The sequence below is a fragment of the Agrobacterium sp. DKPNP3 genome (genome assembly GCF_052686535.1).
Map to the genome: position 1 here is coordinate 17,185 of NZ_JBQYSN010000006.1, position 15,666 is coordinate 32,850.

The 15,666-nt window shown below is 58.2% G+C and carries 16 protein-coding genes and 1 tRNA gene; 10 read left to right on the forward strand and 7 right to left on the reverse strand.

Annotation, left to right across the window (positions count from 1 at the left end):
• The first annotated feature begins 71 nt into the window (after positions 1 to 71).
• The 6 genes from ACUTJJ_RS03000 (at position 72) to ACUTJJ_RS03025 (ending at position 7,916) form a co-directional block, all read left to right on the forward strand.
• Positions 72 to 1,121 (forward strand): ABC transporter ATP-binding protein, encoded by a 1,050-nt coding sequence (locus ACUTJJ_RS03000; RefSeq protein ID WP_445541249.1) that lies wholly within the window; start codon positions 72 to 74, stop codon positions 1,119 to 1,121.
• A 153-nt stretch (positions 1,122 to 1,274) separates the two neighbouring features.
• The gene (locus ACUTJJ_RS03005; protein ID WP_063949586.1) at positions 1,275 to 2,291 is read left to right on the forward strand and encodes an extracellular solute-binding protein; all 1,017 of its coding nucleotides are present in this window, start codon (positions 1,275 to 1,277) and stop codon (positions 2,289 to 2,291) included.
• 71 nt (positions 2,292 to 2,362) lie between these two features.
• The gene (locus ACUTJJ_RS03010; protein ID WP_445541250.1) at positions 2,363 to 4,039 is read left to right on the forward strand and encodes an ABC transporter permease; all 1,677 of its coding nucleotides are present in this window, start codon (positions 2,363 to 2,365) and stop codon (positions 4,037 to 4,039) included.
• Positions 4,040 to 4,217: 178 nt separating this feature from the next.
• Positions 4,218 to 6,407, forward strand: a complete 2,190-nt coding sequence (locus tag ACUTJJ_RS03015; RefSeq protein WP_445541251.1) for a TonB-dependent siderophore receptor — start codon at positions 4,218 to 4,220, stop codon at positions 6,405 to 6,407.
• Between the two features lie 109 nt (positions 6,408 to 6,516).
• On the forward strand, positions 6,517 to 7,398 hold the full coding sequence (locus tag ACUTJJ_RS03020) for a helix-turn-helix domain-containing protein (protein WP_445541252.1): 882 nt from the start codon (positions 6,517 to 6,519) through the stop codon (positions 7,396 to 7,398).
• Between the two features lie 125 nt (positions 7,399 to 7,523).
• Positions 7,524 to 7,916 (forward strand): PRC-barrel domain-containing protein, encoded by a 393-nt coding sequence (locus ACUTJJ_RS03025; RefSeq protein WP_035214685.1) that lies wholly within the window; start codon positions 7,524 to 7,526, stop codon positions 7,914 to 7,916.
• Positions 7,917 to 8,000: 84 nt separating this feature from the next.
• Here the strand turns inward: ACUTJJ_RS03025 and ACUTJJ_RS03030 are convergent, their stop codons facing one another.
• The 3 genes from ACUTJJ_RS03030 to ACUTJJ_RS03040 all read right to left on the reverse strand — a co-directional run bounded on the left by ACUTJJ_RS03030 (position 8,001) and on the right by ACUTJJ_RS03040 (position 8,713).
• On the reverse strand, positions 8,001 to 8,243 hold the full coding sequence (locus ACUTJJ_RS03030) for a DUF982 domain-containing protein (protein ID WP_445541253.1): 243 nt from the start codon (positions 8,241 to 8,243) through the stop codon (positions 8,001 to 8,003).
• 119 nt (positions 8,244 to 8,362) lie between these two features.
• Positions 8,363 to 8,515 carry a hypothetical protein gene (locus ACUTJJ_RS03035; RefSeq protein WP_155737521.1) on the reverse strand — a complete coding sequence of 51 codons (153 nt, stop codon included), beginning with the start codon at positions 8,513 to 8,515 and terminating at the stop codon, positions 8,363 to 8,365.
• Positions 8,516 to 8,554: 39 nt separating this feature from the next.
• Positions 8,555 to 8,713: a YqaE/Pmp3 family membrane protein gene (locus ACUTJJ_RS03040; protein ID WP_077224834.1), complete on the reverse strand. Its 159-nt coding sequence runs from the start codon at positions 8,711 to 8,713 to the stop codon at positions 8,555 to 8,557.
• A gap of 266 nt (positions 8,714 to 8,979) precedes the next feature.
• Between ACUTJJ_RS03040 and ACUTJJ_RS03045 the strand changes: the two genes are divergently transcribed.
• Complete coding sequence (locus tag ACUTJJ_RS03045) at positions 8,980 to 9,246, forward strand: hypothetical protein (RefSeq protein WP_445541254.1); 267 nt, start codon at positions 8,980 to 8,982, stop codon at positions 9,244 to 9,246.
• A 120-nt stretch (positions 9,247 to 9,366) separates the two neighbouring features.
• Here the strand turns inward: ACUTJJ_RS03045 and ACUTJJ_RS03050 are convergent.
• The 3 genes from ACUTJJ_RS03050 to ACUTJJ_RS03060 all read right to left on the reverse strand — a co-directional run bounded on the left by ACUTJJ_RS03050 (position 9,367) and on the right by ACUTJJ_RS03060 (position 10,541).
• A tRNA-Thr gene (locus ACUTJJ_RS03050) sits at positions 9,367 to 9,442 on the reverse strand.
• Complete coding sequence (locus ACUTJJ_RS03055; protein ID WP_445541255.1) at positions 9,433 to 9,600, reverse strand: hypothetical protein; 168 nt, start codon at positions 9,598 to 9,600, stop codon at positions 9,433 to 9,435. Before ACUTJJ_RS03055 ends, ACUTJJ_RS03050 begins: the two co-directional genes overlap by 10 nt.
• On the reverse strand, positions 9,579 to 10,541 hold the full coding sequence (locus ACUTJJ_RS03060) for an NAD(P)H-dependent flavin oxidoreductase (RefSeq protein ID WP_445541256.1): 963 nt from the start codon (positions 10,539 to 10,541) through the stop codon (positions 9,579 to 9,581). Before ACUTJJ_RS03060 ends, ACUTJJ_RS03055 begins: the two co-directional genes overlap by 22 nt.
• Positions 10,542 to 10,794: 253 nt before the next feature.
• Here ACUTJJ_RS03060 and ACUTJJ_RS03065 point away from each other — a divergent pair, with 253 nt between their 5' ends.
• Entirely contained in the window at positions 10,795 to 11,955 is a 1,161-nt protein-coding gene (locus ACUTJJ_RS03065; protein WP_445541257.1) for a hypothetical protein, read from the forward strand.
• 45 nt (positions 11,956 to 12,000) lie between these two features.
• Here ACUTJJ_RS03065 and ppk2 read toward each other — a convergent pair whose 3' ends face one another.
• The gene (gene ppk2 / locus ACUTJJ_RS03070) at positions 12,001 to 12,882 is read right to left on the reverse strand and encodes a polyphosphate kinase 2 (RefSeq protein ID WP_445541258.1); all 882 of its coding nucleotides are present in this window, start codon (positions 12,880 to 12,882) and stop codon (positions 12,001 to 12,003) included.
• 227 nt (positions 12,883 to 13,109) lie between these two features.
• Between ppk2 and phoR the strand changes: the two genes are divergently transcribed.
• Both phoR and ACUTJJ_RS03080 read left to right on the forward strand, forming a co-directional pair.
• Positions 13,110 to 14,378, forward strand: coding sequence for a phosphate regulon sensor histidine kinase PhoR (gene phoR / locus ACUTJJ_RS03075; RefSeq protein WP_404494208.1), 1,269 nt, complete (start codon positions 13,110 to 13,112; stop codon positions 14,376 to 14,378).
• A gap of 194 nt (positions 14,379 to 14,572) precedes the next feature.
• On the forward strand, positions 14,573 to 15,607 hold the full coding sequence (locus ACUTJJ_RS03080) for a substrate-binding domain-containing protein (RefSeq protein WP_063949631.1): 1,035 nt from the start codon (positions 14,573 to 14,575) through the stop codon (positions 15,605 to 15,607).
• Positions 15,608 to 15,666 lie beyond the last annotated feature (59 nt).

The window sequence follows — 15,666 nt, forward strand, 5'->3', positions numbered from 1 at the left end:
CGTCAGCACTCTTTGACTTTAATCCTGATTTGAGCGATCAACAAAAAACGCAGAGCAAGGCAGGATTGGAAATGGCAGGCAGCGCAGCGCTCGAACTGAAATCGGTGGGCAAAAGATTTGGCGATACGGAGGTATTGTCGGATATTGATTTCTTCGTCGAAAGTGGTGAGATCATTTGCCTTGTGGGCCGCTCCGGTTGCGGAAAATCGACCCTGCTGCGTATCGTGGCGGGTGTTGAGACGCCCGATCAGGGCAGTGTATCGCTGAACGGCGCTGTCGTTGCTGGCCCCGGCGTTTTCGTTGAGCCGGAAAAGCGCAATATCGGTTTTGTATTTCAGGATTACGCGCTGTTCCCGCACCTTACCGTCGAGCAGAACGTCATGTTCGGTCTGCGATCGCTGCCCAAGGCCGAGGCACGGGCGCGCACGGTCGAAATGATCGAGCATGTCCATCTCCAGGATTTGGCGAAACGGTATCCGCATACGCTCTCCGGTGGGGAGCAGCAGCGTGTGGCACTCGCCCGCGCGCTCGCCCCGCGGCCCGGCCTGTTGTTGATGGACGAGCCCTTTTCCAATCTCGACAGGGGGTTGCGCGACAGTGTCCGTGAGGAAACGCTGGGCCTTCTGCGGAAACTGGGCACGACCGCAATCATGGTCACCCACGATCCGGAGGAGGCGCTTTCGGCCGGTGATCGCGTCGTGCTGATGCAGCGCGGTCGTGTTGTCCAGAGTGGCACGGGTTATGAAATCCATGACAATCCAAGAACCCGCTACGCAGCGGATTTCTTCTGCGCCTTCAACAAGATTGAGGGGCGGGTGAGACAAGGCCGTGTTGAGACGCCACTCGGTCTGCTGGGTGATGCCTCCAATCTGCCTGACGGTCTTGCTGCGATTGCCTATGTGCGCCCGAACGCGATTTCGATCATCGAAGACGAGACGGGTAAAGACGGGATCGCCGGCGAAATATCGAGCCGTGTCTTCCTCGGCGAGATCGAGCAACTGGGCATCGCCGTTCCAGGCCTGTCATCTGCCCTTCGGATGAGGACGATGCAGCGGACGTCGCCCAGGACGAAAGCCGTCCGCGTGGGCATTGATCCCAAAGGCGTGCTGATTTTTACTTAAAGTTGAATAAGCCCTTTCGCATGTTTATCTGGGCTCGATTTTCAACTCTTGGTGATGAAATCAGCCTCGGATTTGCTGAAATAAAACTTGATTTAATGCATCATGTATGATGTCTGCTGCTTCCATTGCCGCTATCGGAGAGGGACACGAAACATGACGACATTGACGAAAATTGCGCTGCTCGCCAGCACGGTTGCCTTTGCGGCCGGAGCGGTGAATGCTGCCGAACTCAATATCTACACGACCCGCGAACCGGGCCTGATCCAGCCGCTGCTCGAATCCTTCACCGCATCCAGCGGCGTCAAGGTCAACACCGTATTCCTGAAGGACGGTCTTGCCGAGCGCGTTCTGAGCGAGGGCGCAAGCTCCCCTGCCGACGTTCTGATGACCGTCGACGCAGGAAACCTGGTTGATCTCGCGGAAAAGGGCGTTACGCAGGCGGTCGAATCCGAAACGCTGACGAAGGCCGTTCCCGCCGAACTGCGCGACGCCAAGGGTCATTGGTTTGCGCTCTCCATGCGTGCCCGCGTTCTCTATGCGGCCAAGGACCTCGATCTTTCTTCCTTCAACTACGAAGACCTTGCCGATGCGAAATGGAAGGGTAAGGTCTGCATTCGTGCTGGTCAGCACCCCTATAACACGGCGCTCTTTGCCGATTATATCGCCCATTACGGCGCTGCTGACACCGAAAAATGGCTTGCCGGCGTCAAGGACAACCTTGCCCGCAAGGCAGGCGGCGGTGACCGCGATGTTGCCAAGGACATCCTCGGCGGGATTTGCGACATCGGCATTGCCAATTCCTATTATGTTGGCCTGATGCGTTCTGGTAAGGGCGGCGAAGAGCAGGTGAAGTGGGGCGAGGCGATCAAGGTTGTCCTGCCGACGTTCAAGAATGGCGGCACGCAGGTGAATATCTCGGGTGCTGCGGTAGCGAAAAACGCACCGAACAAGGCGGAAGCCGTCAAGCTTCTCGAGTATCTCGTATCCGACGAAGCCCAGAAGATCTACGCCGAGGCCAACTTCGAATATCCGGTCCGGCAGGGTGCGGCTCTCAATGAGATCGTCGCTTCCTTCGGCACGCTGAAAATCGACAACAAGCCGCTGACCGAAATCGTCTCGCACCGCAAGCAGGCGAGCGAGCTGGTCGACAAGGTCGGCTTCGACAAGTAAGCAAGCCAACGATAACACAGTGGAAGGCGCTCGCAGCCGCGGGCGCCTTTCCGCGCATTTTACAAGAGCAGATGAACCCAGCCGCCGCCCAGCCCTCGTTGTCTCCCGCCCGAGCCACGCCATCATCGTCCGTCTGGTGGCTGTGCATCTCCGTGCTGGCGGTTTGTGGCGCCATGGTGCCGGTTCTGGCGCTGGTCTCGCAGGCCTTGCAGGGGTCGGAAGGTCTCTGGACGCATCTCGGCTCAACCGTTCTTGCGACGGCCCTGCCGGAGACCGCAATCCTTCTTGCCGGTGTCGGGCTGCTGGCAGGCATCATCGGCACCTGTGCCGCCTGGCTGGTCACTGCCTACGATTTCCCCGGCCGCAGGGTGCTGGAATGGGCGCTGCTTCTGCCGCTCGCCATGCCGACCTATATCGTTGCTTATGCCTATCTGGATATTCTCCATCCCATCGGGCCGGTTCAGGGCGCAGTCCGCTGGCTGCTGGGTTACTCCAGCCCGCGCGAGTTTCGCCTGCCGGATATCAGGTCCATGACGGGCTGCATCCTCCTCTTGGGCTTCGTGCTGTTTCCCTATGTCTATATTCCCGTCCGGGCGATGTTCCTGACGCAGGCGGGCAATCTGATGGAAGCGGCGCGGACACTCGGCGTTTCCAGACGCGCGGCTTTCTTCAAAGTCGCGGTGCCGCTGGCCCGCCCGGCCATTGCGGTCGGTGTCAGTCTGGCGCTGATGGAAGCGCTGAATGATATCGGCGCGTCGGAATTCCTCGGCGTTCGTACGCTCACCGTTTCCGTTTATACCACCTGGGTCACGAAATCAGACCTGCCAGGCGCGGCCCAGATCGCGCTTTCCATGCTCTTTATCGTCGTTGCCCTCGTTGCGCTGGAACGCTGGGCGCGGCGAAAGCAGCGTTATTCGGTGTCCGCCCAGAAGAGCAGGGCGCTCGGGCCATTGCGGCTCTCCGGTTTGAAGGGCTGGATCGCTTTCACACTCGGCAGCATGCCTGTTGTGGTCGGTTTTGCAGGTCCGGCGAGTTATCTCATCATCGAGGCGTGGAAGCGGTTCCGTTTCAGCGGACTGTCTGCCCGTTTTGCCGAAGAGGCTCTGAACACGATCCTCTTTGCCGGGCTGGCGACCGCGATCACCCTTATCCTCGGGCTTGCGGTTGCCTACGCCATGCGGCTTGCGCCGGGTCGGGTGTCACTCTGGTCGTTTCGGCTGTCGACGGTCGGGTATGCGGCTCCCGGCACCGTCATCGCCATCGGCGTCCTCATCGCACTTGGCGGTTTTGATCGGTTCGTCGATCAGACCATGCGTCAATGGTTCGGCATATCGACAGGCCTCATCTTCATCGGCAGCGGTGCCGCGTTGATCTATGCATACACCGCACGGTTCCTGACCATCGCGGCCGGCAGCGTCGATGCCGGTCTCAGCCGCATTCCGCAATCCTTCGATCATGCTGCGCGAACGCTGGGTCGATCGGCAACGCAGACATTCCGCCAAATCCATCTGCCGCTGTCCAAGGCATCGCTGGCTGCGGCCGCACTGCTGATCTTCGTGGATTGCGTCAAGGAGCTTCCCGCAACGCTTCTCCTGCGTCCGCTCAATTTCGAAACCTTCGCGACCCATCTTTATGGCGAAGCGGCGCGTGGGACCTATGAGGAAGCGTCCATCGCAGCGCTGGCGATTGTCGTCATCGGCGTTCTTCCGGTGGTGCTGCTGGCGAGGATCGGCCGTCGTCAGGGTTGACAGCGCCGTCTCGCATGTCACTGGAAGCGGGGAAACCGCGCGAGAAGCCAATAAGCTTCAAATCGTCCCGGAAAACGACAAGCGCGTTGCCTTAATCTTGATGTAAGCACTCATCTTAATTGAGGTGTTGCGGCTGGTCGAATATGGTCACCGGCCGCTATCTGTTTCGGGGCGTATCTTGAAAAATCTGCATGAGATGTTTTTGAACCGTCTGGCGCTGGGAACGGCTGTTTTTGTTTTGCTTGGGCCGGCGATGGGCCAAGCGCAGGAAACGACCGTATTGCAGCAAATTACCGTTGACGGGCAGGGCGTGGAGAACGCCACGGGCCCGGTCCGGGGTTATGTCGCAAAGAAGAGCGCGACGGGATCGAAAACTGAAACGGAAGCAAAAGACATCCCCCAGTCCGTTTCGGTTGTCGGCCGCCAGGAAATGGATGACCGCGGTGCCGTAACAAAGATCGATGAGGTGCTGCGCTATACGCCCGGCGTGACCACCGAACCCTTTGGCTCCGACCCGGACACGGACTGGTTCTACATCCGCGGGTTTCAGGCGACGCAGACGGGCGTGTTTCTCGATGGGTTAAACCTGTTCAGCTACGGGTTCGGTGGTTTCCAAATGGACGCTTATGGTCTGGAGCGTGTCGAAATCCTGAAAGGTCCGGCATCGGTGCTTTATGGCGGCGCCAATCCGGGCGGCATCGTGCAGATGGTTCGCAAGCGCCCGCAGGACCAGCCGATTCGTGAAACCGAGATCGGCATCAACAATTTCGGCAACGCCTTCTTCGGTTTCGATCTCGGCGACAAGGTCGATGAGCAGGGCGTTTGGAAATATAGAGTCACGGGCAAAGTCTCCGGCGGCGACAATTATACCGATTATTCCGAGGATCTGCGCGGTTTCATCATGCCCCAGATCACCTTCGAACCGGATGCGCAGACCAGCGCGACACTGTACGGCTATTTCTCCGCGCTTGATCAGGTCCATGTCGGCAACGGCTTCCTGCCCTATGTCGGTACGGTCGTGGACGCGTCTTTCGGCAAGCTCGACCGCAAGGCATTCTATGGAGAGCCGGATATTGACAATGGCCGGGTCTACCAGTCGATGGTCGGTTACGAGGTCAGCCACGAATTCGACAATGGCTGGAAGGTCAGCCAGAACGCGCGCTACGGCCATCTCTACAAGCACGAGAAAGGTCCGTATACCGGCGGCTGGGCCAACGCGGATGCCAGCGGCCAGCCAATCCTCGACCCCGTGACCAACGACTACATGCTGACCCGTTTCGGTTATGACGGCGTGTCGAAGGTTGATAGCTTCGGCGTCGACAACCGCGTCGAAGGTCAGTTCGATACCGGTGCTGTCAACCATTCGCTGCTCTTTGGCCTGGATTACAAATATTACCGCCTGGATCAGGTGCAGGCTTGCTGCGGATCGAACGCCATCGGCGCTCTCAGGCCCTCTTACGGCTCGACGCAGGGAACGAATTTCGTCTATGCCGACAACATCGTGACCCAGCAGCAGATCGGCATCTATGCGCAGGATCAGCTGCGTTTTGGCAACGGCTGGCTGCTGACCTTGAACGGCCGCTACGACTATGTGGACACGGAGCTCGACAACAGACTGCCGGCAGGCCTCTCGCGTCGCTCCAATGACGACGCGCTGAGTGGCCGCGCCGGTCTGGCTTACGAATTCGACAATGGCCTGACGCCCTATGTTTCGGTCGCCACCTTCTTCAATCCGCTGATCGATACACTCGCAGATGGCAGCTCTGCGGTTCCGGAGGAGGGACATCAGTTCGAGGCGGGCATCAAATACGAGCCGACCTTCTTCGACGGCAGCATCACGGCCTCCGTGTTCAAGCTGGTCAAAGACAACGCCATCGTCTCCTACACGTCCGGGGGCATCACGACGAGCGGCCAGTTCGGACAGGTGGAATCGACCGGCTTCGAGCTGGAAGCGAAAGCCAATCTCACCGAGAACTGGAAGGCGCTCGCCTCCTATTCCTACACCGATCTCGACATCACCCGCGACGCCAATCCTGATCTCATCGGCAAATCGCCGTGGATCGTGCCGGCCCACGCCGCATCGCTCTGGCTCGATTACGCCTTTACCGATGATACGTTCGAAGGCCTCAGCATCGGCGGAGGTGTGCGTTACCAGGGTAAATCCTGGGCAGATGCAGCCAATACGCTGCGGGTGCCGGATGCCGCCGTCTTCGATGCGGCAATCCGTTACGAAAAGAACGACTGGACCGCATCCGTGAACGTCGCCAATGTCTTCGACAAGGAATACGTGAAAAGCTGCGCCGGCGTTTCGGTCTGCGGTTGGGGCGATAGCCGCACCATCACCTTCAAGCTCTCCAAGAAGTGGTGAGACGGCGCCCGCTGCCCGCCATTGCGTGATTTGCGGTTTGCCACTATAAACATGAAATTAATAATCATGTTTATAGTGGCGCCGTGGCGCTTTGCTGGATTGAGAAGCCATGGCCTTCCGAGTGCGGATGGAAAACGAGATCGAGGGTTTCGCCGTCATCGGCGGCCCACGCTCGCGTGTCTGGAACGGCATCGTCGCCGACCTCTGGGATGTGCGTTGCGCCCCGAAGGCAGGCGGCCATTACGTTGGCAAGGACCCGCGGTTTGTTTTCCTCCTCGATATGGACGGGAAGGATGACGGCCGGTTCATGATGAACCGGCATCGCCGTGACATGCATGTGGCGTCCAGGGCAAATCGCATATCTTTCGTCCCCGCCGATCTGGACGTTGAGGCCGAACTCAGCAATGTCTCCTTTGTGCGTCATCTCGATCTGCATTTCGACGCGGGACTGCTAGGCGCGCGCCTGGTGCAGGGGTTCGATCCGCACGGGCTGCTGGACCCGCATCTCATGTTCGAGGACGAGAAGCTTCTGGCGCTCGCCCGGTTGATTGCCGCGGAATGTGACAATCCTGATCCCCTTCACGATCTCTATGGGGAAAGTCTCGTGCTTGCGCTGCTCACGGATTACCTGAAGGTCAGGCGGGAGCCGGTGAGGAAACGCAGCAAGCTTGCCGCCTGGCAATTGCGCGCCGCGACAGATTATATTCGCGAGAATTGTCTGCGGTCGATCCGGTTGGAAGAGTTGGCGCAGCTCACCAATCTTTCGCAATCCCATTTCAGCCATGCGTTCAAGGCCTCTACCGGCGTTCCACCGCATCAGTGGCAGATGCAGGCGCGCATGGATCGCGTGAAGGAACTGATGGCGAAACCCGACATGCCGCTCACCGATATCGCCATCGCAGCCGGCTTTTCCGACCAGGCGCATTTTTCCCGGGTCTTTCGCAAGATGGTCGGCGTTTCACCGTCGGTCTGGCAGAAGCGGCGCCACTAGCCGAATTTCGTAACCGATGCCCTTAGAATCCCAGCCGGCGCCCGTGACTTCCACCGGGAACGATTTTGGCGTGGAGGCATTTACATGACGTGACACCAACGAAGAAATTCATGGAGGAAACTATCATGTTGCATCAGGAACCCCGTGCCGGTCAGGATCCCTACGTCAAGGACACGCCGAGCCTCATCGCCAGCGACAAGGTAGAGGGCACCCGCGTCTACGGCGCTGACGGAAAACACATCGGTTCGATCCAGCGGATCATCCTCGAAAAACGTGGTGGGCGTGTTGCCTATGCTGTGCTGAGCTTCGGCGGCTTCCTCGGGATTGGCGACGACTATTACCCGCTGCCGTGGGAAAAGCTCCACTACGACGAGGAATTGGACGGCTATCGTATCGACCTCACCAAGGAGCAGATCGAAAACGCGCCCCACTTCACCAATCTTGATGATGATGATCTGCTTTATGCCAAGGATCGCAAGGTCTATGACTATTACGGCGTTGCGCCCTACTGGATGTAAGGTTGCCGTAAACCGCTTCCGCCCAGCAGGTCGTTGGAAGACCACAAAAGAACGGCTCCCTTTGGGAGCCGTTTTCTTAATGCCTCAGTGAGGGGTTTTCTGCATCTCCGAAACCGCATCAGTGAAACATTTGCGGGCTTCTTCCGGCGATTTTCGTCCATCGACGGCGGCGCGGCAGGCGCTTCTTGCCCTTACGAAACTCAATCCGCCAGTCTTTGGCCAGCCTTCGGTTAGGAGCCTCAATGCTTCAAAGGGGCCAGCGATCATGCTTTTGCCGTTGGCCTCAAGATTGACCTCGACGGGTTCTGTCCATATCTCGTTCTTCATCGTGCACCTCCCAGAGCAACGCGATCCCGAAATACACGCGACAGCAGAGTAACCAATGACTGAAGTCGCGTGTTACCTGAACTCAGGATATGCGCAAGTGATCGAATTGACAACGGGGATCAGCGGAAGCCAAAGAAAGACAGAATGGCGAGGACGATGACGACGAGGCCGACGATGTAGATGATCTGGTTCATGATTGTCTCCTTGGCTGGTTCATCACCATAACGTGAGGACGCCGGCGAGGTTCCAGCGGCAAGCAAGAATTTAATCACGTACTAAAATGTTGTGGGCGTTCGATCCTCACTGCGCGCTTATCGGCGCAGGATCACCCAGATTGCGTGGATAATTCCCGGAACATAACCACAAAGCGTCAGCAGAATGTTCAGCCAGAAATGCAGGCCGAGACCGACCTGAAGAAAGACGCCGACAGGCGGCAAGAGAATAGCGATGAGGATACGGATAACGTCCACGATAATTGTTCCAGTTGACCAAACTGAATAATCAACGTCGACGGCGTGCGGTTTGTTTCAATGCTATCCACAAGGAAAGCCGATAACCGGAAGAAAGTTATCTCTCATGACCCCCTCGAAGAGGTATGGTACTCCCGCCTTATCAGCGGGACGCCACGACGATTGCGGGAGCCTTCGTTCAGTGCCGGTTCAGGCGCCCATCATCACTTTGTCCAAGGAACTGGGGACGTGGACAAACGTTGAACCGGGTCATTGGAGACTGGATCATGAAGCTTTTAACCGCAGCAATCTGCCTTCTATCCGTTGGCGTCCTGAGTGGATGCGTTGAGGATGGCGGCTATCGCACTGGTGGATACTACTCGTCAGGCGTCTATTATCGATCTTACGATCGCGACAGATATTACCGGGATTACGATCGGCGAAACTGGCGACACCATAGGGAGTGGCGGCATCGCGACCACTGGCGCGGCGATTATCGTCACGGCCCGCGTTATCGATCAGACACCCAGGTTTATGGCGTGATCGTCCGTTGAAGACCAGCGTCTACATGGTCGGCCGGTAAGTCCGGCCATGTACCTGGTACAACTATGTCAATAGCCCATGGCTCGTTGACCGGGTGCCAATACCTGAACACAAGATAGAAAATAAGGAAATGGTGCCGCTTACGTGACTCGAACACGTGACCCCGTCATTACGAATGACGTGCTCTACCAACTGAGCTAAAGCGGCACGATCGTGACCCGCATGTCGCGGATCAGCTTCATGGCGGGCTGATACAGGCAATGCCGACGGATTTCAAGCCTTGAATGTGGTGGTTTTAAAATTTCCGCAAAAAGCTTTGCCTGTGCGTCGATTGAGTTCAACATCAAGCGCTGGCGCAGAGCCACTTTTTCGCCGTTTCATATTCTATTGCGAGACGGTCAACGAGACCGGCGACTGATTCAACGGCCTTGACGGCGCCGATGCCTTGTCCAGCACCCCATATATCCTTCCAAGCCTTGGCGCCGCCGGTTGCGGTTTCAAAATCCATTTTCGAGGGATCGGCCTCAGGAAGATTGTCTGGATCCATGCCGGCGGCGATGACGGAGCTTTTCAAATAATTCCCGTGTACGCCCGTGAAATAGTTGGAATAAACGATGTCCTTGGCCTGCGCTTCGACGACGGCTTTCTTGTAAGCGTCAGAAGCACGGGCTTCCTCCGTCGCGATGAAGGGGGAGCCGATATAGGCCATGTCAGCGCCCATGGCCTGCGCCGCCAGAATGGAGCCGCCATTGGCGATCGCCCCTGCCAGCAGAAGCGGGCCGTCGAACCACTCACGGATTTCCTGAACGAGCGCGAAGGGCGAAAGCGTGCCCGCATGGCCGCCGGCGCCGGTCGCAACTGCGATCAACCCGTCCGCGCCCTTGCGTATGGCGGAGCGGGCATGACGATCATTGATCACGTCATGCAGCACGATGCCGCCATAGGAATGCACGGCGGCGTTAACCTCCGGCACGGCGCCCAGGGACGAGATAACCACTGGCACCTTGTATTTCACGCACAATCCAAGATCATGTTCCAGCCGACGATTGGACATGTGCACGATCTGGTTGACCGCAAAGGGCGCTGCCGGGCGTTCGGGATTGGCGCGAGTATGCGCGTCCAGCTCCTCGGTGATCATCGCCAGCCATTCGTCAAGCTGGCTTTCGGGCCGAGCGTTGAGTGCCGGGAAAGCGCCGATGACGCCAGCCTTGCACTGCGCCAGCGTCAATTGCGGATGTGAAATGATGAATAGCGGTGATGCTATGACCGGAAGACGCAGATTGTCTCTCAGCACGGACGGTAGCATGTCTCCTCCCACGATTTACGTTTACGCGCACGTAAGCCAATACCGCGTTCGGGCGGGGATTGAAAGCAAAAACAGTGCGGCATTTGCTGCGGCGATCTGCGTTCGTCGCGCCACAATGAACCGATTTTCCTCAAGACAATCCGATCTTTATCATAAACGATGCTTGCGGAGGGGGCTCATAGCCGTTACCGAATCGTGAACCCATGGCGCAGCGCCGCATGTTTTGCACAGCGTAATAGAACAAGGATCGGTCGTGAGCGGACTGGAAACGGCAATCAGAAATGCTCTGGAAAAATCGGACAGATCGAACGCCGAAGTTCGTGCACGGATTTACCAATCATCGCGTCAGGCGCTGGAAGCAGGTCTGCGCAAGCAGGGCATTGACGATCCGCAGGTTGTCGCGCAGCAACGTCAGCGGCTCGAAGGACTGATCCACCAGATCGAGAATGAAGAGCGAAACCGTCTCCTCGACAGGGTGGAGCAACAATTGCGCCCGCCAGCGGAAACCCTGACGCCGGAGAGCCTGAGGCAGGACGATCATTCGGTCGATCCGGTGTCGGAGACCGCCTCCCACGATCATATGGCGGTTGAGCCTGAGTTGCGCGGGGAAACCCGCGATGTTCGCCCGGGCACTGCGACCGTTGCTTCTGCGCCCATCAAAACAGGACGGCGTGGTGACAAGGCGGCAAAACGCGGCTCAAGTGCTGCCGATTCATCGCTGGCTTTTCGCCCGGAAGGCGCTGTCGGCCGCCGCAAGCGCCGCGGTTTGTTTGCCCGTCTCTTCATCTACGTCACGATTTTGGCCTTCATCGGGTTTGGTGCGTGGTGGGTCTATTCTTCAGGGCTTCTGCTGTCGCCTGAACAGCGCGATACGAGCGTGCCCAATCCACCCGCCCAGGTGCAGGCGGAGGATTTTAACGGCACGGAGCCCGCGCCGAGCCTGTCCGCCGGTCGTGGTTTTTCCGATGACTGGGTCGAGGTCTTTAATGCCGAACGTGGAAGTTCCGGCGTTTCCGCCGGTCCGCGCGCAACCGTTGAAAATATCGCCACACCGGCTGGTAAAGCGCTCCGCGTGACCTCGAAAAGCGTGGCGCAGGACGGCGCCGTCAGTATAGAAGTTCCTGTCGAAGTCATGCGGGATATGGCCGGCAAATCCTCGACCATCTCGCTCACGCTGCAATCCTCCAGCGACCGACAGACCCAGGTTTCCGTTTCCTGTGATTTCTCGACGTTGGGCGATTGCTCGCGCCACCGGTTCACGGCCACTGCCGAGCGAGCGGACATGCTGCTCAATGCGACGTTCGAGCGGTCAATCGCTCCCAATGCACCGGGAAAAGTCTTCATCAACAGCGACATTGACGGCAGCGGACGCCAGGTCAATCTCTATTCGGTCCGTATCTTGCCGGGCCAATAAAAGACTGGCGCCCGGACGTCGCGGCGCCTCTCGGTCTCGCTGGACTTATTTGAGAAAATCGGGACCGGACCCCAATATTTTGTCGTCGATCTCGCCGATGGCATTCATATCCTTGCCGTCATAATCCAGCGACAGGAGAATGTGGCGAATGAGGTTCACCCGCGCGCGGCGTTTGTCGTTGGCGCGCACGACGGTCCAGGGGGCGGCGTCGGTGTGGGTCCTGTCCAGCATCTCATCGCGCTTCTCCGTGTAATCGTCCCACTTCGTCAGCGCGGCAATGTCCATATCCGAGAGCTTCCAGCACTTCAGCGGGCTGTGACGGCGATCGTGGAAACGCTCGATCTGTGTCTCGCGGCCGATATCGAGCCAGAACTTGAAAAGATGGATGTCGTCGTGAACCAGCATCTTTTCCAGACGCGGTGTTTCCTTCAGGAACCGCTTATGCTCCTCCGGGGTGCAGAAACCCATGACAGGCTCTACGCCGGCGCGGTTGTACCAGGAGCGATCAAAAAGAACGAATTCGCCGGCTGTCGGAAAATGTGAGATATAGCGCTGGAAATACCATTGGCCCCGTTCGGTCTCCGTTGGCTTCGTCAGCGCCACGACGCGCGCATAGCGCGGGTTCAAATAAGCGTGCGTCGCGAATATCGCGCCTCCCTTGCCTGCCGCGTCACGGCCCTCGAACACTGCCATGACTTTTTTGCCGGTCGCCTGCAGCCAGAATTGCACTTTGACAAGTTCTATCTGCAGCGCTTCGAGCGCGGCGTCGTAGTCTTCCCTCTTCATTTTCTTGTCGTACGGAAAGTTGCCGGCAGAGAGTTTCTTTTCCTCCACCCAGTCTGGAAGTACCGGATCATCGATGTCGAAGCTGCGCAGCTTGCCGCCAATAGTCATCTCGACTGTCCGCTTCTTCGTCTCTTCGACCATGCTTTTCCTCCTGATGTTGTTGTGTAAAAGCAACTCGACGCCAATGAGTTCACATCCCCCGCCGGATTTCAAGTGAAAGACGATCAGCGGGTTGGTGCGTCAGCCGGCCGGCGATTGCGGCGCGAATTTCGCGCATATACGATGTGTAAGGTTCAAAACGATGAATCTCTGTCATAAAGCTGGCCTATGAGGATTCGATGCGCGGATGAGAGTGAAAGCAGGCTGATATGGCAGTCATGGAGGGGGATGGCAGATTGAGGCGTTTGGGGAGGCAGTTTGCCGGGAACTGGCTACCGCTTTTTATCGTCTCGATGCTTGCCATTGTTGCGATCGCAGAGCTCAGTTCGCCCTATTTGCCGGCAGCACTTTGGCTTTGCGCCACCATCGCAATCCTTTCCGCTGGCGAGAAACGACCCCTGGCCGATGACGACGAGGAAGCGCCGATCATAGTCGACGAGCCGGCCGTGCCCGGCGAAAACGTCATCTCGGGCCTGCGGGCCGGTCTTGCCGTTCTCGATACTCCCATCTTCATTCTCGACGGAAACGCCGGCGTGATGTTCCAGAACGTGGCCGCCGAACGCGCTTTCGGGCAATTGCCTGCCGGTGCACATATCTCCGCCCGCCTGCGCTCGCCTGGTTTGCTCGACGTCATTCGCGAAACGATCGCCACCGGTCAGCCCAATCAGGTCGAACATTCAGAACGCTTCCCGTCTGAGAGGGTCTTTATCGTCCGCATCAGCCGTGCGGATGTGGGCGAGGGGGCTGGTCCGCCCTTCTACATCCTGTCCTTCCGCGACGTCTCCGAACTTCGCCGCATTGACCGGATGCGCAGTGACTTCGTTGCGAATGCCAGCCACGAATTGCGCACCCCGCTTGCGTCGCTGCGCGGCTTCATTGAAACCATGCAAGGCCCCGCGCGCAATGATCCGAAAGCGCAGGAACGATTCCTCGCCATCATGCTCGATCAGGCAACCCGCATGAGCCGTCTGGTAGACGACCTCATGTCTCTTTCGCGCCTCGAATTGCGGGCAAATATCGCACCGGATCAGAGGGTCGATCTTGTCCCCGTCATCGGTCATGTGCGTGATACGCTGCTGCCGCTCGCAAGCGAGCTCAATGTAACGATTGCGCTCCATTTGCCCGACCACCCGGCCGAGGTGCAGGGGGATCGCGACGAATTGGTGCAGGTCTTCCAGAACCTGGTTGAGAATGCCTGCAAATATGGTCAGGAAGGCAAGCTTGTGGATGTCTGGCTGCGGGCCGAGCCGGGCAGTCCCGTGGAGGTCAGCGTCATCGACAAGGGGCCCGGCATTCCGGCAGAACATGTGCCGCGCCTCACCGAACGCTTTTATCGCGTCAGTGTGGCCGATAGTCGTTCCAAAAAAGGGACCGGTCTCGGGCTCGCCATCGTCAAGCACATCCTCACGCGCCATCGGGCCCGGCTTATCATTAAATCGGAACTGGGGATTGGCACGGAGTTCACCGTCCGATTTTGACATAGAGGACGGCGATTTTTCAAATATACGAAAATAGATATTCGCAAACAATTACTTAGGCTGTCACAAATCTTTCGTCAAAGTGACATAAAAGGATGTGGCTACGGTGGTTATGAAGAGGTCGCCGAGCGCAAGCTAAGAGCGAGTGTCGCTATCGGCTGCGTCCACAACAAAGCCCACGACGGGAGAGACAAATGAACTTCGTTAAATTTTCCGCAGCAGCTCTGGTGGCTTCTGTCGCCTTCGCTGGCGCCGCCGCTGCTCGCGACCAGATCCAGGTTGCCGGTTCCTCCACGGTTCTTCCCTACGCCAAGATCGTTGCCGAGACCTTTGCTGAAACCTTCCCGAACTTCAAGGCTCCGGTCGTTGAGTCCGGCGGCACCGGCGGCGGCCTGAAGGCGTTCTGCTCGGGCGTCGGTGAAGGCACCATCGACATTGCCAACGCGTCGCGCAAGATCAAGGCAGACGAACTGGCTGCCTGCAAGGCTGCTGGCGTCACCGACGTCCAGGAAGTGAAGATCGGTTACGACGGCATCGTTTTTGCGATGGACTCGTCCAACAAGGACATCAAGCTCGAGCCGAAGGACCTTTACCTCGCTCTCGCCGCTGAAGTCGTCAAGGACGGCAAGCTCGTTGCCAACCCCTACAAGAAATGGTCTGAAATCAACAAGGAACTGCCCGACGTCGCGATCGCCGCCTACATCCCGGGCTCCAAGCACGGCACGCGCGAAGTCTTCGAAGAGAAGATCATGGCTGACGGCTGCAAGGAAGCCGGCGCCACCGACGTTATCAAGACGCTCATCACCGATGCCAAGCAGGCTGCTGCCAAGTGCGTTGCAGTCCGTAAGGACGGCGCCGCTGTCGACATCGACGGCGATTACACTGAAACGCTTGCCCGTATCGATGCCAACAAGACCGGCCTCGGCGTGTTTGGTCTCGCTTTCTACGAAAACAACGCCGACCGTCTGAAGGTCGCGACTGTTTCGGGCGTCGTGCCGTCCACTGAAACGGTTGCCAGCGGCAAGTACCCGGTTTCCCGTCCGCTGTTCTTCTACGTGAAGAAGGCTCACCTGGGCGTGATCCCGGGCCTGAAGGAATATGTTGAGTTCTTCACGTCCGACGAAATGATCGGCCCTGACTCTCCGCTTGCCAACTACGGTCTCGTTGCTGCTCCCGACGCAGAGCGCGAAGAAATCCGCTCGGCCTTCGCAGCCGGCACCACGATGTAATAAAAAAGGGGCACGGTTCTGCCGTGCCCCTTTTGCTCCCGCTGCCGCCGCGCCTGGCC

Excerpts from the sequence above, each read along its gene's own strand:
- phoR (WP_404494208.1), top strand. The coding sequence starts at position 13,110 with ATGGCAGTCATGGAGGGGGATGGCAGATTGAGGCGTTTGGGGAGGCAG.
- ACUTJJ_RS03025 (WP_035214685.1), top strand. The coding sequence starts at position 7,524 with ATGTTGCATCAGGAACCCCGTGCCGGTCAGGATCCCTACGTCAAGGAC.
- ACUTJJ_RS03005 (WP_063949586.1), top strand. The coding sequence starts at position 1,275 with ATGACGACATTGACGAAAATTGCGCTGCTCGCCAGCACGGTTGCCTTT.
- ACUTJJ_RS03000 (WP_445541249.1), top strand. The coding sequence starts at position 72 with ATGGCAGGCAGCGCAGCGCTCGAACTGAAATCGGTGGGCAAAAGATTT.
- ACUTJJ_RS03080 (WP_063949631.1), top strand. The coding sequence starts at position 14,573 with ATGAACTTCGTTAAATTTTCCGCAGCAGCTCTGGTGGCTTCTGTCGCC.
- ACUTJJ_RS03060 (WP_445541256.1), bottom strand. The coding sequence starts at position 10,541 with ATGCTACCGTCCGTGCTGAGAGACAATCTGCGTCTTCCGGTCATAGCA.
- ACUTJJ_RS03045 (WP_445541254.1), top strand. The coding sequence starts at position 8,980 with ATGAAGCTTTTAACCGCAGCAATCTGCCTTCTATCCGTTGGCGTCCTG.
- ACUTJJ_RS03030 (WP_445541253.1), bottom strand. The coding sequence starts at position 8,243 with ATGAAGAACGAGATATGGACAGAACCCGTCGAGGTCAATCTTGAGGCC.
- ACUTJJ_RS03010 (WP_445541250.1), top strand. The coding sequence starts at position 2,363 with ATGAACCCAGCCGCCGCCCAGCCCTCGTTGTCTCCCGCCCGAGCCACG.
- ACUTJJ_RS03020 (WP_445541252.1), top strand. The coding sequence starts at position 6,517 with ATGGCCTTCCGAGTGCGGATGGAAAACGAGATCGAGGGTTTCGCCGTC.
- ppk2 (WP_445541258.1), bottom strand. The coding sequence starts at position 12,882 with ATGGTCGAAGAGACGAAGAAGCGGACAGTCGAGATGACTATTGGCGGC.